General features: G+C 71.3%; 22 protein-coding genes. 7 read left to right on the forward strand and 15 right to left on the reverse strand.

The annotated features are described in order from the left end of the window. The 3 genes from iolD to iolB are packed head-to-tail and all read left to right on the forward strand — an operon-like array spanning window position 1 to window position 3,697. Entirely contained in the window at window positions 1–1,992 is a 1,992-nt protein-coding gene (iolD, locus tag Bsp3421_RS22930; RefSeq protein ID WP_443111581.1) for a 3D-(3,5/4)-trihydroxycyclohexane-1,2-dione acylhydrolase (decyclizing), read from the forward strand. After that, window positions 1,989–2,903 carry a myo-inosose-2 dehydratase gene (gene iolE, locus Bsp3421_RS22935; RefSeq protein WP_274003701.1) on the forward strand — a complete coding sequence of 305 codons (915 nt, stop codon included), beginning with the start codon at window positions 1,989–1,991 and terminating at the stop codon, window positions 2,901–2,903. The genes iolD and iolE overlap by 4 nt, the downstream gene beginning before the upstream one ends. After that, window positions 2,900–3,697 carry a 5-deoxy-glucuronate isomerase gene (iolB, locus tag Bsp3421_RS22940; RefSeq protein ID WP_274003702.1) on the forward strand — a complete coding sequence of 266 codons (798 nt, stop codon included), beginning with the start codon at window positions 2,900–2,902 and terminating at the stop codon, window positions 3,695–3,697. Before iolE ends, iolB begins: the two co-directional genes overlap by 4 nt. 10 nt (window positions 3,698–3,707) lie before the next feature. Here the strand turns inward: iolB and Bsp3421_RS22945 are convergent, their stop codons facing one another. From Bsp3421_RS22945 to Bsp3421_RS22975, 7 genes are all read right to left on the reverse strand, one after another. Further along, window positions 3,708–4,148 carry a helix-turn-helix domain-containing protein gene (locus tag Bsp3421_RS22945; protein ID WP_274003704.1) on the reverse strand — a complete coding sequence of 147 codons (441 nt, stop codon included), beginning with the start codon at window positions 4,146–4,148 and terminating at the stop codon, window positions 3,708–3,710. A gap of 198 nt (window positions 4,149–4,346) precedes the next feature. Then, window positions 4,347–5,042 carry an ABC transporter ATP-binding protein gene (locus Bsp3421_RS22950; RefSeq protein ID WP_274003705.1) on the reverse strand — a complete coding sequence of 232 codons (696 nt, stop codon included), beginning with the start codon at window positions 5,040–5,042 and terminating at the stop codon, window positions 4,347–4,349. After that, the gene (locus tag Bsp3421_RS22955; RefSeq protein ID WP_274003708.1) at window positions 5,039–5,794 is read right to left on the reverse strand and encodes an ABC transporter ATP-binding protein; all 756 of its coding nucleotides are present in this window, start codon (window positions 5,792–5,794) and stop codon (window positions 5,039–5,041) included. The genes Bsp3421_RS22950 and Bsp3421_RS22955 overlap by 4 nt, the downstream gene beginning before the upstream one ends. Then, complete coding sequence (locus Bsp3421_RS22960) at window positions 5,791–6,984, reverse strand: branched-chain amino acid ABC transporter permease (protein ID WP_274003709.1); 1,194 nt, start codon at window positions 6,982–6,984, stop codon at window positions 5,791–5,793. Before Bsp3421_RS22960 ends, Bsp3421_RS22955 begins: the two co-directional genes overlap by 4 nt. Continuing rightward, the gene (locus Bsp3421_RS22965) at window positions 6,977–7,855 is read right to left on the reverse strand and encodes a branched-chain amino acid ABC transporter permease (RefSeq protein ID WP_443111597.1); all 879 of its coding nucleotides are present in this window, start codon (window positions 7,853–7,855) and stop codon (window positions 6,977–6,979) included. Before Bsp3421_RS22965 ends, Bsp3421_RS22960 begins: the two co-directional genes overlap by 8 nt. A gap of 67 nt (window positions 7,856–7,922) precedes the next feature. Continuing rightward, entirely contained in the window at window positions 7,923–8,363 is a 441-nt protein-coding gene (locus Bsp3421_RS22970) for an acyl-CoA thioesterase (protein ID WP_274003714.1), read from the reverse strand. A gap of 6 nt (window positions 8,364–8,369) precedes the next feature. Next, window positions 8,370–9,518: an iron-containing alcohol dehydrogenase gene (locus Bsp3421_RS22975; protein WP_274003715.1), complete on the reverse strand. Its 1,149-nt coding sequence runs from the start codon at window positions 9,516–9,518 to the stop codon at window positions 8,370–8,372. 162 nt (window positions 9,519–9,680) lie between these two features. Here Bsp3421_RS22975 and Bsp3421_RS22980 point away from each other — a divergent pair, with 162 nt between their 5' ends. Then, on the forward strand, window positions 9,681–10,019 hold the full coding sequence (locus Bsp3421_RS22980) for a YbjQ family protein (RefSeq protein WP_274003716.1): 339 nt from the start codon (window positions 9,681–9,683) through the stop codon (window positions 10,017–10,019). Between the two features lie 106 nt (window positions 10,020–10,125). On the opposite strand, the gene Bsp3421_RS22985 is transcribed toward Bsp3421_RS22980, so the two are convergent. Continuing rightward, on the reverse strand, window positions 10,126–10,665 hold the full coding sequence (locus Bsp3421_RS22985; protein WP_274003718.1) for an NUDIX domain-containing protein: 540 nt from the start codon (window positions 10,663–10,665) through the stop codon (window positions 10,126–10,128). A 79-nt stretch (window positions 10,666–10,744) separates the two neighbouring features. Beyond that, entirely contained in the window at window positions 10,745–11,989 is a 1,245-nt protein-coding gene (locus tag Bsp3421_RS22990; protein ID WP_274003720.1) for a YbfB/YjiJ family MFS transporter, read from the reverse strand. Between the two features lie 134 nt (window positions 11,990–12,123). Between Bsp3421_RS22990 and Bsp3421_RS22995 the strand changes: the two genes are divergently transcribed. Beyond that, window positions 12,124–13,056 (forward strand): LysR family transcriptional regulator, encoded by a 933-nt coding sequence (locus tag Bsp3421_RS22995; RefSeq protein ID WP_274003721.1) that lies wholly within the window; start codon window positions 12,124–12,126, stop codon window positions 13,054–13,056. Window positions 13,057–13,151: 95 nt separating this feature from the next. Here Bsp3421_RS22995 and alaS read toward each other — a convergent pair whose 3' ends face one another. Further along, window positions 13,152–15,776 carry an alanine--tRNA ligase gene (gene alaS, locus Bsp3421_RS23000; protein WP_274003723.1) on the reverse strand — a complete coding sequence of 875 codons (2,625 nt, stop codon included), beginning with the start codon at window positions 15,774–15,776 and terminating at the stop codon, window positions 13,152–13,154. A gap of 271 nt (window positions 15,777–16,047) precedes the next feature. Here alaS and Bsp3421_RS23005 point away from each other — a divergent pair, with 271 nt between their 5' ends. Next, complete coding sequence (locus Bsp3421_RS23005; protein WP_274003726.1) at window positions 16,048–17,268, forward strand: CaiB/BaiF CoA transferase family protein; 1,221 nt, start codon at window positions 16,048–16,050, stop codon at window positions 17,266–17,268. 105 nt (window positions 17,269–17,373) lie between these two features. Here the strand turns inward: Bsp3421_RS23005 and Bsp3421_RS23010 are convergent, their stop codons facing one another. Further along, on the reverse strand, window positions 17,374–17,583 hold the full coding sequence (locus Bsp3421_RS23010) for an ornithine acetyltransferase (protein WP_274003727.1): 210 nt from the start codon (window positions 17,581–17,583) through the stop codon (window positions 17,374–17,376). 260 nt (window positions 17,584–17,843) lie between these two features. Here Bsp3421_RS23010 and Bsp3421_RS23015 point away from each other — a divergent pair, with 260 nt between their 5' ends. Next, window positions 17,844–19,553 carry a glutamine--tRNA ligase/YqeY domain fusion protein gene (locus Bsp3421_RS23015; protein ID WP_274003728.1) on the forward strand — a complete coding sequence of 570 codons (1,710 nt, stop codon included), beginning with the start codon at window positions 17,844–17,846 and terminating at the stop codon, window positions 19,551–19,553. A 290-nt stretch (window positions 19,554–19,843) separates the two neighbouring features. On the opposite strand, the gene Bsp3421_RS23020 is transcribed toward Bsp3421_RS23015, so the two are convergent. From Bsp3421_RS23020 to Bsp3421_RS23035, 4 genes are all read right to left on the reverse strand, one after another. Continuing rightward, window positions 19,844–20,191, reverse strand: coding sequence for a hypothetical protein (locus tag Bsp3421_RS23020; protein WP_274003729.1), 348 nt, complete (start codon window positions 20,189–20,191; stop codon window positions 19,844–19,846). 155 nt (window positions 20,192–20,346) lie between these two features. Continuing rightward, window positions 20,347–20,766, reverse strand: a complete 420-nt coding sequence (locus Bsp3421_RS23025; RefSeq protein WP_274003731.1) for a DUF2628 domain-containing protein — start codon at window positions 20,764–20,766, stop codon at window positions 20,347–20,349. Next, entirely contained in the window at window positions 20,763–21,662 is a 900-nt protein-coding gene (locus Bsp3421_RS23030; RefSeq protein WP_274003733.1) for an NAD(P)-dependent oxidoreductase, read from the reverse strand. Before Bsp3421_RS23030 ends, Bsp3421_RS23025 begins: the two co-directional genes overlap by 4 nt. A gap of 118 nt (window positions 21,663–21,780) precedes the next feature. Beyond that, the gene (locus tag Bsp3421_RS23035) at window positions 21,781–22,392 is read right to left on the reverse strand and encodes a LysR substrate-binding domain-containing protein (RefSeq protein ID WP_274003736.1); all 612 of its coding nucleotides are present in this window, start codon (window positions 22,390–22,392) and stop codon (window positions 21,781–21,783) included. Between the last annotated feature and the right edge of the window lie 7 nt (window positions 22,393–22,399).

Below are 22,399 nucleotides of genomic sequence, written 5' to 3' on the forward strand. Positions count from 1 at the left end.
ATGAACGACCGAATCCCGTCCCCCGCGCCGGGCGCCGACGCGCCGGGCGCCGACGCGCCGCCCGGCACGCTGCGGCTGACCATGGCGCAGGCGCTGGTGCGCTATCTCGCGGCCCAGCGGGTCGCGGCCGACGACGGCAGCGGCCGCACCGAGCCGCTGTTCGGCGGCGTCTTCGCGATCTTCGGGCACGGCAACGTCGCCGGCCTCGGCGAGGCGCTGTACCAGCACCGCGACGCGCTGCCGACCTATCGCGCGCACAACGAGCAGGCGATGGCGCACAGCGCGATCGCCTATGCGAAGGCGCACTTCCGCCGCCGCATGATGGCCGTCACCACCTCGATCGGCCCCGGCGCGACCAACCTCGTGACCGCCGCCGCGCTCGCGCACGTGAACCGCCTGCCGGTGCTGCTGCTGCCCGGCGACGTGTTCGTGTCGCGCGCGCCGGACCCGGTCCTGCAACAGATCGAGGACTTCCACGACGGCGGCCTGTCGGCCAACGACGCCTTCAAGGCGGTGTCGCGCTATTTCGACCGGATCGTGCATCCGGCCCAGCTGCTCACCGCGCTGCCGCGCGCGCTGCGCGTGCTGACCGACGCCGCGCTGTGCGGCCCCGTCACGCTTGCGCTGCCGCAGGACGTGCAGACCATGGCCTACGACTATCCGGCCGCCTGGTTCGCGCCGCGCCTCGTGACCTTCCACGCCCCGGCCCCCATCGACGCCGAGCTGGACGCCGCCCTCGCGCGGCTGCGCGGCGCGCGCCGGCCGTTCATCGTCGCGGGCGGCGGCGCGCTGTACAGCGCGGGCGGCGCGGCGGCCCTGCGCGCGTTCGCCGAGCGTCACGGCGTGCCGGTGGGCGAGACCCAGGCGGGCAAGAGCGTGCTGCCGTGGGATCACCCGCTCAACGCGGGCGCGGTCGGCGTCGCCGGCTCCCCGGCCGCCAATGCGCTCGCGAGCGAGGCCGACTGCGTGCTCGCCGTCGGCACGCGGCTGCAGGACTTCACGACCGGTTCGAACACGCTGTTCGCGCACGCCGCCGTGATCGGCATCAACGCGCATCCGTTCGACGCGCTCAAATACCGCGCGACGAGCGTCGAGGCCGATGCGCGCGGCGCGCTCGACGCGCTGTCCGCGCGGCTCGACGGCTGGCGCGCCGAACCCGCCTGGACCGAGCGCGCGCAGGCGGACGCCGCGCGATGGCGCGCGAGCGTCGATGCGCTCACGGGCGCGTCGGGCGGCGCCGCGTCGGATGTCGCGACGCCGGGCGGCGCGCCGCTGCCCTACGAGGCCGACGTGATCGGCGCGATCCGGCGCTCGACGGCCGATTCGCCCGCGCGCGACATCGTCGTGTGCGCGGCCGGCACGCTGCCCGCCGAGCTGCACAAGCTGTGGCGCGCGGCCGAGCCCGGCGGCTATCACGTCGAATACGGCTATTCGTGCATGGGCTACGAGATCGCCGGCGGCCTGGGCGTGAAGCTCGCGCGGCCCGATCGCGAGGTGATCGTCACGGTCGGCGATGGCAGCTACCTGATGATGAACAGCGAGATCGCGACCTCGGTGATGCTCGGCGCGAAGCTGATCATCGTCGTGCTCGACAATCGCGGCTACGGCTGCATCAACCGGCTGCAGCAGGCCTGCGGCGGCGCGCCGTTCAACAACCTGCTCGACGATTGCGCGCAGGGTCCGCTCGGCGCGCCGCCGATCGATTTCGCCGCGCACGCGCGCGCGCTCGGCGCACAGGCCGAGCACGTCGCCGACCTCGGCGCGCTCGACGCCGCACTGCGCCGCGCACGCGCGGCCGACCGCACCTGCCTGATCAGCATCGACACCGATCCCGCCCGCACCACCGCCGACGGCGGCTGGTGGTGGGAGGTCGCGGTGCCCGAAGTCTCGCCGCGCGCCGCGGTGCGCGAGGCCCGCGCGCGCTACGACGCGCAGTGCGCGGCGCGCGCGGCGGCGCCCCTTTCCCCGTCTTCCCCGGAATCATCGACATGAGTGCTTTCGACCTTCGCATCGGCATCAATCCGCTGTCGTGGATGAACGACGACCTGCCGTCGCTCGGCGGCGAGACGCCGCTCGACGTCGCGCTCGCGGAAGGCCGCGAGATCGGCTACGCGGGCTTCGAACTCGGCAACAAGTTTCCGCGCGAACCGCAGGCGCTCAAGGCGCTGCTCGCGCAGTACGATCTCGCGCTCGTGTCGGGCTGGTACTCCGGCCGGCTCGCCGAGCGCAGCGCCGAGGAGGAAATCGACGCCGTCGGGCCGCACCTCGAACTGCTCGCCCGGAACGGCGCGACCGTGATGGTCTACGGCGAGGTGTCGAATTCGATCCAGGGCGCGCCGCGGCCCTTGTACCAGCGGCCGCGCTTCGTCAGCGCCGCGCAGTGGGACGCCTACGCGGCGCGGCTCGACGCCTTCGCGCGCCATACGCTCGCGCACGGCGTGCGGCTCGCCTACCATCATCACATGGGCGCCTACGTGGAGACGCCCGCCGACGTCGACCGCCTGATGGCCGCCACGAGCGACGCGGTCGGGCTGCTGTTCGACGCGGGCCACATCACGTTCGCGGGCGGCGACGCGCCGACCGAACTGCGCAAGCACATCGGGCGCGTCTGCCACGTGCACTGCAAGGACGTGCGCCCCGCCGTGATCCGCCTCGCGCGCAATCGCAACTGGAGCTTCCTCGACGCGGTGATCAACGGCGCGTTCACGGTGCCGGGCGACGGCGCGATCGACTTCCCCGCGCTGATCGACCTGCTCAAGCAGCACGGCTATCGCGGCTGGCTGGTCGTCGAGGCCGAGCAGGATCCCGTCGTCGCGCCGAGCTACGCCTATGCGCAGCGCGGCTACCAGACCCTGCGCGCGCTGGTCGACGCGCCGCGCGCGATCGAGGAGGTACTGTCATGAGCCTGCTCGTCAAGGGCGCGGCCGGCGCGACCATCGCGGAGGTCACGCCGGCATCCGCGCACTGGAAGCACGTGGGCTTCGCCGCCTACCGCCTCGCCGCCGGCGAGGCGCGCGCGCTGCACGAGACGTCGCGCGAGATGTGCATCGTGGTATTGACGGGCTCCGTCGACATCGAGGCCGACGACGGCACGCGCTGGACCGCGCTCGGCTCGCGCGACAGCGTGTTCGACGGCGTCGCGCCCTACGCGCTGTACCTGCCGCCCGGGCGGCGCGTGACCGTGCACGCGACGCGCGACGCCGAACTCGGCGTCGCGAGCGCGCCCGCGACCGGCCGTTATCCGGCGCGCCTCATCAAGCCGTCGCAGATGAAGCGCTCGGTGCGCGGCAGCGGCGCGAACACCCGCTACGTGTGCGATATCCTGCCGCAGGGCGAGGATGCGGAAGCGCTGCTCGTGGTCGAGGTGCGCACGCCGTCCGGGCATTCGTCGAGCTATCCGCCGCACAAGCACGACACCGATGCGATCCCCGCCGAAAGCGCGCTCGAGGAAACCTATTACCACCGCGTGCATCCGCCGCAGGGCTTCGTGTTCCAGCGCGTGTACACGGATGCGCGCGACCTCGACGAATCGATGGCCGCCTGCGACCACGACGTCGTGCTGGTGCCGCGCGGCTATCACCCGGTCGTCGTGCCGTACGGCTACGAGTCCTATTACCTGAACGTGATGGCGGGCCCGACGCGCGTCTGGCACTTCAAGAACGACCCCGCGCACGAATGGATGATCGAGCCGCGCTGACGGCGCGCGCTCAGCGCGGCGGGTCGTCGGCCGGCGGCGCGTCGAGTCCCGGCGCGTCGTCGGGAAACTGATCGATCAATTGATGGATCAGGTAGCGCCGCTGCGGCGACAGCGCGCCGATGCGCGAGGCCAGTTCGAGCGTCTCGGCGGTCGGCGGATAGCGGGTGTCGCGCGGCAGCCGCGCCGGCTTGCGCGCGGCCGGCGCCGGGCCGTAGTGCAGCCAGTGCAGGTCGACGTCGAGCCAGTCGGCGAAGGTTTCGAGCTTGTCGCGGGCCGGGATCGTGCGCCCGGTCAGCCATTTGTGGGCGGTTTGCGGCGAGACCGACATGCCCGGGTAGCGCAGGTTGAAGCGGTTCGCCAGTTCGGTCGGGCCCGGCATCCGGCCGTGGCGGCGCTGAATGGCCAGTTTCAGACGGGCGGCGAAGGCCGCTTTTTCTTCGGGCGTCGGCATAGCCGGGATTGTGTCGCCCGCGCCGCGCCATGCGATCAATCAACCGCGCCAAACTTCAACCAAACAGGAAACAACTATCCCAAATAAGAATTTTCCGGCGCCCGGGCGATCGCTGCAAGCCTGGTCAGCCCGGCGCGGCCCGCACGGCCTCGCGACCCTTGCCCGGCGGGGATTTGTCTCGAAAAAAATCAAACGCGGTCAGCCGGCCGCGAGCCAGCGTGCGACGACGTCCGGATCGAGCGCATCGGCCGGCCCCTCATGGACGATCTCGCCGCGCCCCATCACCGCGACGCGCGACGCGACCGCCGGGGCGAGCTGCATGCGCTGTTCGATGAGCAGGATCGCGACGCCGCGCGCGCGCAGTTCGACGAGGCAGGCCCGCACCTGCGCGACCACGGCCGGCGCGAGCCCTTCCGCCGGCTCGTCGACGATCAGGAGGCGCGGCGCGCCGACCAGCGCGCGCGCCAGCGCGAGCATCTGCTGCTCGCCGCCCGACAGCACGCCCGCGCGCGCGTCCCAGCGCGCGGCGAGCGCCGGGAAGCGCGCGCGCGCCGCATCGAGCGCGTCGCGCGCGGAATCGGGCCCGAGCCCCAGGCGCAGGTTGTCGCGCACGCTCAGCAGCGGAAACACGTCGCGCTGCTCGGCCACGTAGCCGAGCCCGCGCCGCGCGATCGCGAAGGTCGGCGCGCCCGCCAGTTCCACGCCGTCGAAACGGATCGAGCCGGCCACCGGCAGCATGCCCATGATCGCCTTCGCGAGCGTCGAGCGGCCCGAGCCGTTGCGGCCGACGAGCGCCAGCGCCTCGCCGCGCGCGAGCGTCAGGTCGACGCCGTTCAACACGTGCCGCGCGCCATAGCCGGCCCGCACCGCGCGCAATTCGAGCAGGCCGCTCATGCCGCGCCCGCCTCGCCCAGATAGGCCGCGCGCACTGCCGCGTCGGCGCGGATCTCGGCGGGGGTGCCGGTCGCGATCACCGCGCCGCGCACCAGCACCGAGATGCGATCGGCGAGCCCGAACACGGCGTCCATGTCGTGCTCGATCATCAACAGCGTGCGCCCCTCGGTGGTCGTGCGGATCAGTTCGACGATGCGCGCCGCCTGCTCGCGGCTCATGCCGGCCGTCGGTTCGTCGAACAGGAACAGCGATGCGCCGCTCGCGAGCGCGACGCCGACGTCGAGCGCGCGCTGCTCGGCATAGCTCAGCGCGCCGGCCGGCAGGTCGCGCCGCGCGGCGAGCCCGATCGCCGCGAGCACCTCGCGCGCGGCACGGTCGACCGCGCCCGATTCGCGCAGCCGCGCCCACCACCGACGGCGCTGCGCGCCCGCCTGCTCGGCGGCGCAGCGCAGGTTGTCGAACACTGACAGGCGCTCGAACAGCGCCGTCTGCTGGAAGCTGCGCGCGATGCCGCGCCGCGCGGCCGCGTAGGGCGAGCGCGCGCGCAGCGCGACGCCGTGCAGCTGGAGCCGGCCGCGGCTCGGCGGCGTCGCGCCCGCGATCACGTCGAACAGCGTCGACTTGCCCGCGCCGTTCGGCCCGATCAGCGCATGGCGCTCCCCCGCCTCGACCGTGAGGTCGACGCCCGCCAGCACCGTGGTCGCGCCGAAGCGCTTCTCGATGCCGGACAACACGAGCGCGGGCGCCGTCATCGCGCCGGCTCCGCACCGCCGGCGCGGCGCGCCGCCAGCCCCAGGGCGAGGGCGAGCAGCGCCGCGCCCAGCGCGGCGCACCAGCCCGCCGGCGCATCGGCCGCGACCCGCCACGGGCCCAGCGCGGCCACGCCGCCCGCGTCCTGCGCAAAACGCCAGGCATAGCCCAGCTCGACCACGATCACCGACGCAACCACGCCCGCGAGCGCGGCCAGCAGCGCGCAGGCCGCGCGCGGCCGGTTGACGCGCGTACCCGCGGCGCGGCGCGCGGCATGGCGCGTCCATATGCCGCCGAGGCCGTCCGGCGCGGCCACCACGACTGCGACGAAACCGATGCCCAGGTACAGCAGCCACGCACGCGATACGCTCGCGACGAACACGCTGAAGAAGACCAGCAGCGCCGCGCCGACGACCGGCCCGAAGAACGTGCCCGTGCCGCCGATCACGACCGCGAACAACACCGCGCCCGAGCGCAGCATGCCGACGCTCTCGGTCGACGCGACCTCGACGTCGATCAGGGTCAGCGTGCCCGCGATGCCCGCGAAGAATCCGGCCACGACCATCATCGCGAAACGCACCCGGCGCGGATCGGTGCCGAGCGCCGCGACCCGCGCCGGATTGTCCCGCACCGCGTTCGCGAGACGCGCGAACGGCGTGCGCGTGAACGCGCGCATCGCCAGCGCGGCCAGCATGCACCAGCCGGCGATCAGCGCATAGGCATGGGGCGACGGACCGTACCAGGCGGCGTCGCGCGCGCGGTCGATCGGCACGCCGCCCGGCCCGCCGAACCAGTCGGGCACGCTCCACGCCGCGGCCGCGACCAGCTCGCCGAGCCCGAGCGTGATCATCGCGAACGCGGTGCCCGCGCGGCGGGTCGCGACGCTGCCGAACAGCGCGCCGAAACCCGCGCCCGCGAGCCCGCCCGCGAGCGGCAGCAGCGGCAAGGGCAGGCCGTGGCGGGCGAACACGTGGGCGGCGGCGAACGCGCCGAGCCCGGCGAGCGCCGCGTGCCCGAACGACAGCAGGCCCGTGGCGCCGAGCAGCAGGTTGTAGGACAGCGCGAGCACGATCAGCGCGGCGGTCTGCGCGAGGTAGCCGAGCACCCAGTCCTGCGGCCACAGCCACGCCGGGCCGCCCAGGCCGACGAGCAGCGCGGCCCAGGGCCACGCGCGTCGCGCGGCGCTACGCATCGGCGCGCTCGCCGGACAGGCCGCGCGCCCGGCACGCGAGCACCGCGACGAGCAGCAGATAAGGCGTCAGCGGCGCGAGTTGCGCGCAGGTCAGCGCGCCCCAGGCGGGCGGCAGCGCGATGCCCGCCCGTTCCGCGAGCGCGCCGAGCGAGGCGCTGCTCGCGGCGGCGAAGGTCTGCACCCAACCGACCAGCAGCGACGCGGCGAGCGCGCCGCCGAGCGAGCCGAGCCCACCGATCACGACCACGGCGAACACGACCGAGCCCATCGTCTCGGCCATCGCGGGTTCGAGCACCGCGAGCGGCGCGCCGATCACGCCGGCGAGCGCCGCCAGCGCGGCGCCCGCCGCGAACACGACCGTCATCAGGCGCGGCACGTCGTGGCCGAGCGCCTCGACCGCCCCGCGGTGCGTCAGCGCCGCGCGCACCACGAGGCCCGTGCGCGACACGCGCAAGCCCACCCCCAGCGCGACCAGCATCGCGACCGACGCGGCCATCATGAACGCGCGATAGCGCGACAACGTGACGCCGCCCCAGGTCGCCAACGGCCCGTCGAGCGCGGCCGGCACCGTGGTGGCGAGCGGCGCGAGCCCCCACGCGAACTTGACCGCCTCGGCGATCAGGTAGGCGAGGCCGAAGGTGAGCAGCAGTTCGCCCAGGTGTCCGCGCGCCTTCACGCGCCGCAGCAGGCCGCGCTCGATCAGCGCGCCGAGGCCGCCGACCGCGAGCGGCGCGAGCACGAGCGCCGCCCAGAAGCCCGCGTGCGCGGCGATCGCGTAGCCGGCGTACGCGCCCAGCATGTAGAAGCCCGCATGCGCGAAATTGAGCACGCCGAGCATGCTGAAGACGAGCGTCAGCCCGGCGGACAGCATGAACAACAACAGCCCGTAGCTCACGCCGTTCAGCGTGGTGACGATCAGCGACTGCACGCGTGCGCCTCTACCGCGCGAGCGGCGCGAGCGCGGCGCGCAAGGCGTCGGGCAGCGCGACCGGCCGGCGGCTCGCGCGATCGACGTAGACATGCACGAAGTGCCCTTGCGCGGCCGCCGTCGCCTCGCCTTCCGCGAACAGCCCGATCTCGTAGCGCACGCTCGAATTGCCGAGCTTCGCGACCCGCAGGCCCGCGTCGACACGCTGCGGAAACACGAGCGGCGCGAAGTAGTTGCAGTGGGTCTCGACGACGAGCCCGATGGTCGCGCCGTGCTCGACGTCGAGCACGCGCGCGCGGATCAGGTATTCGTTCACCACGGTGTCGAAGTAGCTGTAGTAGACGACGTTGTTCACGTGGCCGTAGACATCGTTGTCCATCCAGCGCGTGCTGATCGGCAGGCTATGCGGATAGGCGCTGCGCGGCAGCGCGACGGGCTTGGCGTCGGACATGGTCGGTCAGAGGGATTCGGTGAGCATGCGGCGATAGTCGGCGGCGGTCGCGAGGCGCGGATTGGTCTTGTGGCAATGGTCGGCGAGCGCGCCCTCGATCACGTGATCGAACACGTCCGCGCGCACGCCCATCTGCGCCAGGCCCGTCGGCAGGCCGAGCCGCGCGCTCAGGTCGTGCAGCGCCTGCGGCAGGTCCGCGCGCTCGGGCAGGTTCATCACGCGGCGCATGCGCGCGTAGCGGCGTTCAGCCACCACGCTCGGCGCATCCGCGTTGAAGCGCAGCACCGCGGGCAGCACCACCGCGTTCAGCGTGCCGTGATGCAGCGAGGTCGCGCCGTTCACCTTCACGCCGCCCAGCGGGTGCGACAGCGAGTGCACGCAGCCGAGCCCTTTCTGGAACGCCAGCGCGCCCTGCAGCGACGCGCTCATCATCGCGAGACGCGCCTCGCGGTCGCCGCCGTCGCGGGTCGCGCGTTCGACGTGGGCCCACGCGCGTTCGAGCCCGTCGAGCGCGATGCCGTCGGCGGGCGGATTATACGCGGGCGCGAGGAAGGTCTCGATGCAGTGGGCGATCGCATCCATGCCGGTCGCGGCCGTGAGCCCGGGCGGCAGGCCGAGCGTGAGCGCCGGGTCGCAGATCGCCGCCTTCGGCAGCAGATGCCACGAATGGAAGCCGAGCTTGCGGCCGTCCGCGAGGATCAGGATCGCGCCGCGCGCGACCTCGCTGCCGGTGCCCGAGGTGGTCGGCACCGCGATCAGCGGCGCGGCGGCGGCCGTGATCTGCGCGCTGCCGCCCTCGATCGTCGCGTAGCGGGCCAGCGGCCCGGGATGCGTCGCGGCGAGCGCGACGCCCTTCGCGAGGTCGATCGACGACCCGCCGCCGATCGCGATCAGGCCGTCGCAGCCCGCGTCGCGATAGCGTTGCGCGGCGGCCAGCACCGCGGCCTCGGTCGGATTGGACGGCGTCTCGTCGAACACAGGCGGCGCGCCCATGCCGAGCGCGTCGAGCGCGCGCGCGACGAGCCCTGCCGCCGCCACGCCGCGGTCGGTCACGACGAGCGGCCGCGCGATGCCGTTGCGCGCGCATTCGGACGGCAGCATGGCGAGCGCGTCGTCGCCGAGATGGATGTGGGTCAGATAGTAGAGATAGGCCACCGCGTCCCCTCCTCGCCCCCGTCGTGCTGGACAGGACGCCGCCGCGCGGGCGAACATGCGGCGTCCGCGGCGCGAGCGCGCCGCAGCGGCAAGCATACCGCGCGACGGCGGCGGACGTCGTGCGGCCCGTCGTGACCCGCCGATCTTTTCCGAGGAATCGCCATGACCGACCCGCACCTGATCACCACCGCCTTCGACCTGCCCGGCTACCGGATCGAACGCAGCCTCGGCGTCGCGCGCGGCATCGTCGTGCGCTCGCGCTCGATCGTCGGCTCGTTCGGCGCGGCGATACAAACCCTGTTCGGCGGCAATATCTCGCTCTATACGTCGCTGTGCGAGCGCGCGCGGCAGGACGCCTACGAGCGCATGCTCGCCCAGATGAACGAACTGGGCGGCAACGGCCTCATCGGGATGCGCTACGACGCGACGGAAATCGGCAACGGCGTGACCGAGGTGCTGTGTTACGGCACGGTGGTGCGGGTCGTCGCGGCGGATCGCTGACGCGGCCGGCGCGCGGCGCTCGGGGCGCAGGCGGCCGGGCGAACGCCGCGCCACGGCTCCCCCGGCGCGCAGGATCAGTCAGGGCAGCAAGCGGCCGTGCCCGGCCTTACTGCCCCGGCCGCTCAACGAACTCGAACGGCAGGCCGCGCGCGCGCATCCAGTCGGCGACCGCCGGCCCGGTGCCGGCGCGCCACGGCCGCAGCCGCGCCGGCTCGACCAGCCGGTATTCGAGCAGCTCGGGCGACAGCGCGATCGTGCCCGACGCGCGCACGTGATACGCGACGATCAGCTCGTTCTTGCGCATGAATTCATAGACGCCGATCAGTTCCACCGATTCGGCGCGCAGCCCGGTTTCCTCCAGCACCTCGCGCGCGATGCCCGCCTCGGGCGTCTCGTCGCTTTCGAGGAACCCCGTGATGAGCGCGAACATGCCTTCCGGCCAGGCTGCGTTGCGGGCCAGCAGGATGCGCCCGTCGTATTCGACGATCGCGGCCACGACCGGCAGCGGATTGTTCCAGTGGACATAGCCGCAGGCGTCGTCGGGACAGGCGCGCCGCAGGCGGCCGCCGCCGTCTTCGGCGAGATCGGTGCGGTCGGCCAGCGGGCGGGCGCAACGCGGGCAAAAACGGTAATCGGCAGTGGTCATTGTGGGGATGAGGCGGGCGCGGACGCGCGTACAGCGGCCTGCGCGCGCCACGCCCGCGGAGCGCGGGACAGCCAGCATTCTAGCGAGTTTGTCGCATGCGCGACGAGGCGCGCCAGGCCATCGTCGCGAAACCCGCCGCGCCGAGCACGAGCGACGCCGAGGCCAGCCCCAGCGCCGGCGCGAATGTCCCCGCGCGCGCGACGAGCGGCGCGGCGACGAGCGGTCCGGCGATCTGCCCGATGCCATACGACGCGGTCGCATAGCCCATCAGGCCCGCCGCGCGCTCACCGCGCAGACGGCGCGCCTCGCGCATCGCGAACAGCGTGATCGCGGTGAACGGCATCCCGAGCAGCACGCTGCCCAGCGCGAAGCCCGCCACGGTCGGCCACGCGATGCCGAGCGCGACGCCCGCCGCCTGCAGCGCGCAACTGCCCGCGAGCAGCGCGCGATTGTCCCAGCGGATCGGCAGCCGCGCGCCGAGCAGCGCGCCCGCGATCAGCGCGGCGCCGAACATCGGCCAGAACAGGTCCGGCCACGCCGAGCCGGCCGGCAGCGCGGCGCGCGCGATCACCGGCAGGAAGGTCGCCGTGATGATGTAGCCGAAGCCCGGCAAGCCGTAGAACACCACGAGCCACCCCGCCGCGCCGCGCGGCGCGGCCTCCGCATGAGCCGTCGGCGACGCGCCGGCGGCCACGGTCGCATGCGCGGCCGACGGCGTGAACACGCGCCACACGCACGCCGCGAGCACCGCCGACAGCAGGGCGAAGCCGATCCATCCGTAGGCCGCGCGCTGCCCGGCGAGCGCGCTGCCGAGCAGCCCCGTCGCGACGATCCCGAAACCCGGCCCGGTGTAGATCACGCCGCTCCATTCCGGCGCGTCCAGCTCCGCGAGCCGCCGCAGCCCCCATTGCGAAGCGAACACGAAGGTCCACGCGCTGACCGCGCCGGCCACGAAGCGCACGCCCGCCCACACCGCGAACGGACTCGCGACGCCCATCGCGAGCATCAGCAGCACGGTCGCCGCGAGGCCCGCCCGCACCATGCGCGCGGGCGCGATCATGAACCGCGCGCAGGTCAGCGCGCCGACGAAATAGCCCGCGTAATTCGCGGACGCGAGCCAGCCGCCGTGCCGGATGTCGAGTTCGCCGCCGGCGAGCATCAAGGGCAGCAGCGGCGTGAACGCGAACCGGCCGATCCCGAGCGCGACCGCGAGCGTGAGCGCGCACGCCCAGGCCGCGCGACGCGCGGGCCGATCGTCGTCGGGCAGGGTTTCAACCGAGGAGAGGGACCGCGGGATCGCGGCCGGCGTACGGGACAGGGACATATCGCTCATCGCACAACAGGGGCGCCATCACGATGATGGACGCGCGCGGAGAATTGGAATGCGCTCAATGTAGCTTGACCCGATCATCTCTAAAAATGAATAATTGAGATCAAATCGATTCCAAGGAGAGAATCATGGATCTGGCCGAACTGGCGATCTTCCGGGCGGTCGTGCGCGAGAACGGCGTCACGCGCGCCGCGGCCAAGCTCAATCGCGTGCAGTCGAACGTGACGACGCGGATCAAGCAGCTCGAGGAACAGCTGGGCACCGCGCTGTTCGTGCGCGACGGCCGCCGGCTCGTGCTGACGCCCGCGGGCGAAACCCTGCTGCCCTATGCGGAACGCCTGCTCGCGCTCGCCGACGAGGCGGCGCACGCGGTGCGCGAGGACCGCCCGCGCGGCCGGCTGCGGCTCGGCACGATGGAAAGCACCGCGGCCTGCCGCCTGCCCAGGCTGCTCGCGCACTATCACCAGGCCTGGCCCGACGTCGAGCTGGAACTGCTGACCGGCACCACCGGCTGCCTGATCGGCAAGGTGCGCGAATTCGAGGTCGACGTCGCGCTGGTCGCGACGCCGCTCGCGCCCGCGCCGCTGGGCGAGCCGTTCGAGACCGCGGCGATCTTCCGCGAAGAGCTGGTGCTGCTGACGCCGCGCGGCCATCCGCCCGTCCGCACGCCGCGCGACATCCTGCTGCCGACGCTCGTCGCGTTCGAACGCGGCTGCGCCTATCGCAGCTACGCCGAGCGCTGGTATGCCGAGCACGGCGTGAAGCCGCACCGGGAACTGGAACTGGGCTCGTATCACGCGATCATCGCGTGCGTGGCCGCCGGCGCGGGCGTCGCGGTCGCGCCGCGCGCGCTGCTCGACCTGCAGATCGAAGCCGACAACCTCGGCGTGCATCCGCTGCCCGGGATCCCGCCCATCGACACGCTGCTCGTCTGGCGCCAGGGGCACGCGTCGGCGGCCTTGCGCGCGCTGCGCGACATGCTGCTCGACGGTGCGACGGCGCAGCCCGCCGCCACGACGCGATCCCGCGCGCGGCGCGGCGCGGCGGCGCAGCCGGCCTGAACGCGCGCGCCGCCCAATAAAAAACCCCGCGCCGAACCGGTGCGGGGTTTCGAGGAACGCTGCCGGACGGGCCGCCTGCGCGGCCCCGGCGGCGCTTAGAGCAGGCCTTCGACCCAGCCCTTCACGCCCGCGAGCGCGGCCGGCAGGTTCGCCGGCTCGGTGCCGCCCGCCTGCGCCATGTCGGGACGGCCGCCACCCTTGCCGCCGACCTGCTGCGCGACAAAGTTCACCAGCTCGCCCGCCTTCACCTTCTTGCTCGCTTCCGGCGTCACGCCGGCAATCAGGCTGACCTTGCCGCCGTCGACCGAGGCGAGCACGATCGCCGCATGCTTGAGCTTGTCCTTGAGCTTGTCGACGGTCTCGCGCAGCGTCTTCGCGTCGGCGCCGTCGAGCGTCGCGGCGAGCACCTGCACGCCGCCGACCTCGATCGCCTGCTGCGCCAGCTCGTCGCCCTGGCTCGATGCGAGCTTCGACTTGAGCGCGCCCAGCTCCTTCTCGAGCGCCTTCACCTGATCCTGCACCTGGCCGATCCGCTGCGTCAGCTCCGACGGCTGCGCCTTCAGCGCGGCGGCCGCCGCGTTGATGCGCGCGTCGAGTTCCTGCACGTAGCGCAGCGCGTTGTCGCCCGTGATCGCCTCGACGCGGCGGATGCCCGCCGCGACGCCGCCTTCCATCACGATCTTGAAGAAGCCGATGTCGCCCGTGCGATGCACGTGCGTGCCGCCGCACAGCTCGCGCGAGAAGCCCAGGTCGAGCACCCGCACCTCGTCGCCGTACTTCTCGCCGAACAGCGCCATCGCGCCGCCCTTCACCGCGTCGTCGTACGCCATCACGCGCACGATGCCCGGCGCGTTCGCGAGCACTTCCGCGTTGACGATCGCCTCGACCCGGCGGATCTCGTCGTCCGTCATCGGCGCGTTGTGCGCGAAGTCGAAGCGGGTCTTGTCCGCGTCGACGAGCGACCCCTTCTGCTGCACGTGCGCGCCGAGCACCTCGCGCAGCGCCTTGTGCATCAGGTGGGTCGCCGAGTGGTTGCGCTCCGTGCGCGCGCGCCGCGCCGAGTCGACCTCGGCCTTCACGACATCGCCGACCTTCAGCACGCCCTGCTCCAGCACGCCGTGATGGCCGACCACGTCCGCCTGGACCTTCAGCGTGTCGCCCACCGCATACCGCACGCTCGCGTTGGCGAGCACGCCCTGGTCGCCGACCTGGCCGCCCGACTCCGCGTAGAACGGCGTATGGTCGAGCACGACGATCGCCTGCTGGCCCGTCTTGACCTCGTCGACCGCCACGCCCTCGACGTACAGCGCGACGACCTTCGCGTCGTCGAACACGAGCTTGTCGTAGCCGTGGAAAGTGGTCTTCGCGCCCGAATACTCGAGCCCCTGCGCCGCCTTGAACTTGCCTGCCGCGCGCGCCTGCTCGCGCTGACGCGCCATCGCGTCGTCGAACGCCGCTTCGTCGACCGTCACGCCGCGCTCGCGGCACACGTCGGCCGTCAGGTCGAGCGGGAAGCCGTAGGTGTCGTGCAGCTTGAACGCCAACTCGCCGTCGAGCACCTTCGCGCCCTTCGCATCGAGGTCGCCGAGCGCGGCCTCGAGGATCGTCATGCCGTGCTCGATGGTCTCGAAGAAGCGTTCCTCCTCCTGGCGCAGCACGTCGGTCACGCGCTGCTCCGCGTCCTTCAGCTCCGGATAGGCGCTGCCCATTTCCGCGACGAGATCGGCCACCAGCTTGTGGAAGAACGAACCCCTGCGGCCGAGCTTGTAGCCGTGGCGGATCGCGCGGCGCACGATCCGGCGCAGCACGTAGCCGCGGCCCTCGTTGCCCGGGATCACGCCGTCGACGATCAGGAACGAGCACGCGCGGATGTGATCGGCGATCACCTTCAGCGAGTTGTTCGACAGATCGGTCATGCCGGTTTCGCGCGCGGCCGCCTTGATCAGGTTCTGGAACAGGTCGATCTCGTAGTTGCTGTGCACGTGCTGCAGCACCGCGGCGAGGCGTTCGAGGCCCATGCCGGTGTCGACGCACTGCTTCGGCAGGGCCGTCATGGTGCCCTGCGCGTCGCGGTTGAACTGCATGAACACGAGGTTCCAGATCTCGATGTAGCGGTCGCCGTCTTCCTCGGCCGACCCCGGGGGGCCGCCCCAGACATCCGGGCCGTGATCGTAGAAGATCTCGGTGCACGGGCCGCAGGGGCCGGTGTCGCCCATCGTCCAGAAGTTGTCCGACGCGTAGCGCGCGCCCTTGTTGTCGCCGATCCGGATGATGCGCTCGACCGGCACGCCGACTTCCTTCGCCCAGATGTCGTACGCCTCGTCGTCTTCCTGGTAGACCGTGACCCACAGCTTTTCCTTCGGCAGCTGGTAGACCGTGGTCAGCAGTTCCCACGCGTACTTGATCGCGTCGTGCTTGAAGTAGTCGCCGAACGAGAAGTTGCCGAGCATCTCGAAGAACGTGTGGTGGCGCGCCGTGTAGCCGACGTTCTCGAGGTCGTTGTGCTTGCCGCCGGCGCGTACGCTGCGCTGCGACGTCGTGGCGCGCGAATACGGGCGGTGATCGGTGCCGAGGAACACGTCCTTGAACTGGACCATGCCCGAGTTCGTGAACATCAGCGTGGGGTCGTTGCCGGGCACGAGGCTCGACGAACGGACGATCGTATGGCCCTTCGATTCGAAGAACTTGAGGAATTTCTCGCGGATTTCAGCGGCTTTCATGGCGGGCGGGGACGGTCTTGACGAAGGCTGTCTGTGGGCGCCTGCGGCCCTCGCGGGCGGCGGCGCGGGTTTCTGGGTTTCTGAAACGATCGATTATACGGGATAGCGCCCCGGGCGCGGCCCGCCGCCGCGCCCGCCTCGCGTCCGCGCGCGCCGACTCGCGCGCGCCGACTGTTACAAATCCCTTAAGATGCGTGCATCCCGCGCGCGGGCGCGGCCGGACCGGCCCGCCCGCGCGTCGTGCAACACAACGGAAGGAGACAACGAGACGATGGGTGCCTTAAGCCATATCCGCGTGCTGGATCTCAGCCGCGTGCTCGCCGGACCCTGGTGCGCGCAGACGCTCGCCGATTTCGGCGCCGACGTGATCAAGATCGAGCGCCCCGGCGCGGGCGACGACACCCGCCACTGGGGGCCGCCGTACCTGAAGACGCCGGACGGCCAGGACACCCGCGAGGCCGCCTACTACCTCGCGGCGAACCGCAACAAGCGCTCGGTCACGGTCGACATCGCGACGCCGGAAGGCCAGCGGATCATCCGCGAACTGGCCGCGCAGAGCGACGTGGTGCTCGAAAACTACAAGGCGGGCCAGCTGAGCAAGTACGGGCTCGACTACGCGTCGCTGAAGGCGCTCAAGCCCGATCTCGTGTACTGCTCGGTGACGGGCTTCGGCCAGACGGGCCCCTACGCGCACCGCGCGGGCTACGACTTCATCGTGCAGGGGCTGGGCGGCTTCATGAGCATCACGGGCGAGCGCGACGGCCAGCCCGGCGGCGGCCCGCAGAAGGCCGGCGTCGCGATCGCCGACCTCGCGACCGGGCTCTACGCGACGATCGCGGTGCTGTCCGCGCTCGCGCACCGCGACCGCACGGGCGAAGGCCAGCACATCGACATGGCGCTCCTCGACGTGCAGGTGGCGCTGCTCGCGAACATGAACACCAACTATCTCGCGAGCGGCCAGGCGCCGACCCGCTGGGGCAACGCGCACCCGAACATCGTGCCCTACCAGACCTTCCAGACCCGCGACGGCTGGATCATCGTCGCGGTCGGCAACGACGGCCAGTTCCGCAAGTTCGTCGAGACGGGCGGACGCCCCGAGCTCGCCGACGACGCGCGCTTCGCGACCAATCCGGAACGGGTCCGGCACCGCGACGCGCTGGTGCCGATCCTCGAAGCGATGACGCGGACCCTGAGCCGGCGCGAATGGATCGATGCGCTCGAGGCGGCCGGCGTACCGTGCGGGCCGATCAACTCGCTCGACGAGGTGTTCGCGAACGAGCAGGTGGTCGCGCGCGGGCTGGAGGTCGAATTGCCGCATCCGAGCGGCGCGAACGTCAGGCTCGTGCGCAATCCGATCCGGATGAGCGGCACCCCGCCCGAGGCGAAAAGCGCGCCGCCGCTGCTCGGCGAGCATACCGACGCGGTGCTGCGCGAGGTGCTGGGCTATGACGACGCCGCGATCGCGGCGTTGCGGGCGGCGCGGGCGATCTGAAATCGCATGCGCGAGGTGGGTTGGACCGGGCTGCGAGGCCGCAGCCCGGCGACGCCGGCGCGCCGCCGCGCGTGCGCGCCGGTCCGACAAGCGTGCGCCGCGCGCTCAGCGCACCCCTGCGCCGACCAGCCCGCCCGCCGCCGCGCCCGCGACCGTGCCGAGCGGGCCGCCCGTCACGAGATAGCCGAGCGCGCCGCCCGCCGCGGCGCCGATCCCGGCATTGCGCTGGGTGCGCGTCATCGCGCACGCGCCGAGGCTGGAGAGCACCACCGCGACGACGGTGACGCGAACGAGGAAACGAGTGGTCTTGAACATGCGCAAACTACCTTGAAAAGCCCGTCGCGCCTGGCACAGCGCGACCGACGAGGAAACGGTCGAGCGCATCTTAAAAAAGCCCGCGCACGCGGGCAAAACGATTTACCAGCTGTTACAGCCTCGGCCGCGGCGGGCCGCCCGCGCGTCGCGCCCCGCCGGACAAGGCGCACGGGCTCCTCAGAAGTCTCGTCCGTCAGGTAGAATTGACGAATTGCGGCGATGCGGCACGCGCATCGCTCCCCTCTTTCCTTTCATTCCGCATGAGCACCGAACGCAACGACGTCCCCGCGGCATCCAATTTCATCCGCAACATCATCGACGACGACAACCGCACCGGCAAATGGGGCGGCCGGGTCGAGACCCGCTTCCCGCCGGAGCCGAACGGCTACCTGCACATCGGCCACGCGAAGAGCATCTGCCTGAACTTCGGCGTCGCGCGCAGCTACGGCGGCGTCTGCCACCTGCGCTTCGACGACACGAATCCGGAAAAGGAAAGCTTCGAGTACGTGAACTCGATCGTCGACGCGGTCCGCTGGCTCGGCTTCGACTGGCAGCACGGCGAGGCCGACCACCAGTACTTCGCGAGCGACTACTACGACAAGCTGTACGCGTTCGCCGAGCTGCTGATCGAGCGCGGCAAGGCCTACGTCGACAGCCAGAGCGCCGACGAGATGCGCGCGAACCGCGGCAACCTGACCGAGCCGGGCAAGCCCTCGCCGTTCCGCGACCGCACGCCCACGGAGAACCTCGACCTGTTCCGCCGCATGAAGGCCGGCGAGTTCCAGGAAGGCGAGCACGTGCTGCGCGCGAAGATCGACATGGCGTCGCCGAACATGAACATGCGCGACCCGGTGATCTACCGGATCCGCTTCGCGCATCACTACCGCACCGGCGATGCGTGGTGCGTGTATCCGATGTACGACTACACGCACTGCATCTCGGACGCGCTGGAAGGCATCACGCATTCGCTGTGCACGCTCGAGTTCGAGGATCATCGCCCGCTGTACGACTGGGTGCTGAACGAACTGGCCGACGCCGGCATCTTCAGCCGCCCGCTGCCGCAACAGATCGAATTCTCGCGGCTCAACCTGACCTACGCGATCACCAGCAAGCGCAAGCTGCTGCAGCTCGTCACCGAGAATCACGTCGACGGCTGGGACGACCCGCGCATGCCGACCATCGTCGGCGTGCGCCGCCGCGGCTTCACGCCCGAGAGCATCCAGCTGTTCTGCGAGCGGATCGGCGTGACCAAGGTCGATTCGTGGATCGACATGAGCGTGTTCGAGGGCGCGCTGCGCGACGATCTCGACGCGAAGGCGCCGCGCTCGGTCGCCGTGCTCGACCCGCTCAAGCTGATCATCGACAACTATCCGGAAGGCCAGTCGGAAGACTGCACGGCGCCCGTGCATCCGCACCATCCGGAGCGCGGCCTGCGGACGTTCCCGCTGTCGCGCGAGCTGTGGATCGAGCGCGAGGATTTCGTCGAAACGCCGCCGAAGGGCTATTTCCGCCTGTTCCCCGGCAACAAGGTGCGGCTGCGCTACGGCTACGTGGTCGAATGCACGGGCTTCGACAAGGATGCCGACGGCAACGTCACGGCGGTGCACTGCCAGTACTTCCCGGACAGCAAGTCCGGCACCGACGGCGCGAACACCTACAAGGTCAAGGGCAACATCCACTGGGTGAGCGCCCCGCATGCGTATGAAGCCGAAGTGCGCATCTATGACCGCCTGTTCAAGGAAGCGCATCCCGACGCGGGCGGCCGCGACTTCCTGGAAGCGCTGAATCCGAATTCGAAGAAGATCGTGCGCGCCTATCTCGAACCGGGCGCGCGCGACGCCGAAGCGGAAGCGCACTACCAGTTCGAGCGCCACGGCTACTTCGTCGCCGATCGCATCGATTCGAAGCCGGGCCAGCCGGTGTTCAACCGGATCGTCGGCCTGCGCGACAGCTGGGGCAAGCCCGCCTGACGCGTTACACGGGACGACAACACCCCGGCCGCGGGCGCCCAAGCCCGCCGCCGGGGTGTTTTTCATCGTGCGGGGGCGATGCGCGACGCAGGACGATCGACACATGCCGCGCCGAGACCATGGGGCGGACCGCACGAGCATAAAAAAACCGGGCCCGCATGCTGCGAAACCCGGTTCCTGATCGCCTCGCGACAAGCGCCCGCTAGCGGACGCGGCCTCGCCAAGACGATGCAGCCTCCCTGCCCTGCACGAGCACGCCGCGCCGGCCTCACGCCGGCGCGCGTGCGCGCTCAGTGACGCCAGCCGTTGTGATTCCCATGATTCCCATGATCCCAGCCCGGACCGCGGCCGCGACCCGGCGGATGATGGCGATACCAGTCGTCGCGCGCCCAGTAGCGGCGGCCGTCCCAGTAGCGGTCGCCATGCCAGCCGATCACGATGACAGGCGCAGGCGCATAGACGGGCGCAGGTTGATAGATGACGGGCGGCGGCGGCGGTGCATAAACCGGCGCGGGCGCGACATAAACGGGCGCCGGCACGCCGAGGTTGATCCCGACACTGACGCCAGCCATGGCGGCGCCGGAAACGAGCAAGGCAGCAATACCGGTCGCGAGCGAGGCAACACGCAAGGTCTTCATGGACTCCCCTTTCTGGTGGATGCGTTGGTGATTCGACTATAACGGCAAGCCGCCCCAACGCATATTTCCACTTTGTAAGAACTGATGCGTCACATCGCAACCGGTGCCGCGCGCTAACCATTGGTTACATTCGACCCCGGGACGCCCCGCCGGCGCTAGATCAGGCGCATGCCCTCGAACGGATTCCAGCCGTCGCGCCCGCGCACCTTCAGGTAATACGCGTAATTCGCGCAGATGCCGAACAGCAGCGTGCAGCCGACGTTGATGCCGACGTCGACGCCGGTCGGAACCTCGATGCCGGTGACCATCTCGAACACGGTTTCGAGCGCGCCGATCGCCAGCACCAGCAACAGCAGCGAGATGCCCTTGCGCCACATCCCGAGCGCGAAGTAATAGACCGGGCCGAGCAACAGCGCGAAGACGTTCAACCCGAGGCCCAGGCGCTTGCCGAACGGCAGCGCCTTGAAAGCCGCGCGATAGGCGGGCGACGACGGCGCGCCGTACGCATCGTAGAACGCGAAACGCTCGCGCCATTGCGGCTTTTCCGCGCGGGCCTCGCCCGGCGCCGCGCTCATTTCGCCGCTCCGGCGCCGGTGCGCGCGGCATCGCTGCGCGCCTCGATCGCATGCGCCACCGCGATCACGTCAGCATCGCCGTGCCCCAGCGCCATGGCTTCGCCATACAGCGCCTGGCACACGTCGAGCAGCGGCGACGCCACGCCCGACGCACGCGCGGCGGCCGTGACGAGCTGGTTGTTCTTGAGCGCGTGGTCGATCGACACCTGCACGCTGTAGTCGTGCGCGACCAGCTTTTCCGTCTTGTCGCGCGAGACCGCGCTCGCCATCGGCCCCGCATCGAGCGCCGCACGGAACTGCTCCATGTCGAGACCGTGGCGTTCCGCGAAATGCGTGGCCTCGACGAGCCCCGTCACCATCGTGATCAGGAACAGGTTGACCGCAAGCTTCATCAGCAACGCGGACGGCACCGGCCCGCACACGATCGTCTCGTGGCACATCGGCTTCAGGAGCGGCCGCAAGGCCTCGACCACCTCGTGCTCGCCCGCGAGCATCGCGACCAGTTGCCCCGACTCGGCATGCTTGAACGAACCGGACACCGGCGCCTCGACGTAGCTGCCGCCCGCGGCGCGGATGTCCGTGCCGAGGGCGCGCGAGTATTCCGCGGAAGTCGTCCCCATCTGGACGATCACGTGGCCGGCGACATGTTTCGCGAACGCGGGCGTGCCACGCTCGAGCACGGCGTCGAGCGCCGCGTCGTTGACCAGCATCAGGATCACGAGATGCGTGCGCTCGAAGACCTCGGCGGGATTCGCCGCGACCTGCGCGCCGGCATCGCGCAGCAGGGCGCTCTTGTCGGCGGACCGATTCCAGACCACGAGCGGCGTGCCCGAATACGCCAGATTGAGCGCCATCGGGCACCCCATGACACCCAGGCCGATAAACCCGACTTCCATGTCTCCCACCTCCGTCAAGGCTGTGATGCCGGGCGCTTCGACGCGATGCGATGCGCGCCCCGCGCCGCCGGTTGCGACACTTTACTCGTTGTCCGGGCGCCGCGCGACGGGATAAGCGTCATATCGGCACAACAGCGTCGCCCGGCGCGGCCGGAACCGTCGGACGCAGTTCGTGAAACAGGTATTCCTGCAGCGCGCGCACGGCGGGCGGAGCGTCGGCGGGGTCGGCCAGGCAGAACAGTCCGAAGTCCGCGCTCGGCGGCGGCAGGCCGTTCGCGGCAGGATCGAGGATACGCATCGTGTCGCGCCGGATGTTGCGCTCGAGCAGGATCGCCACGCCGAGGCCCGCCTCGACCGCCGGCTGCATCGCGGACAGGCTCGTGCTTTTGCAAACGACCCGCCACTCGATGCGCGCGCGGCGCAACGCGGCAAGCCAGCGTTCCTCGGTCCGGCAGATGCCGCCGAAGACCACCAGCGGAACCGGTCCCTGCCGGGGGGCGTGCTCGAAGGTGGGAGCCGCCGCCCAGTGCAGCGGGTGCCGCCAGGTCGCGACGGGCGACGCGGTGATCAGGCCCGGGTCGCCGACCACGATGTCGAGCGCGCCGTTGACGAGAGACTGGGACAGCAACCCGCTCGCGTCGACGACGATTTCAAGGGCGACGTCCGGGAACAGCGTGGCGAAGCGGCGCTGCGCGTGCGGGAGATGGCCGATCGCGATGTCCTCGGGCACGCCGAGG

Source organism: Burkholderia sp. FERM BP-3421 (assembly GCF_028657905.1).
GTDB lineage: Bacteria > Pseudomonadota > Gammaproteobacteria > Burkholderiales > Burkholderiaceae > Burkholderia.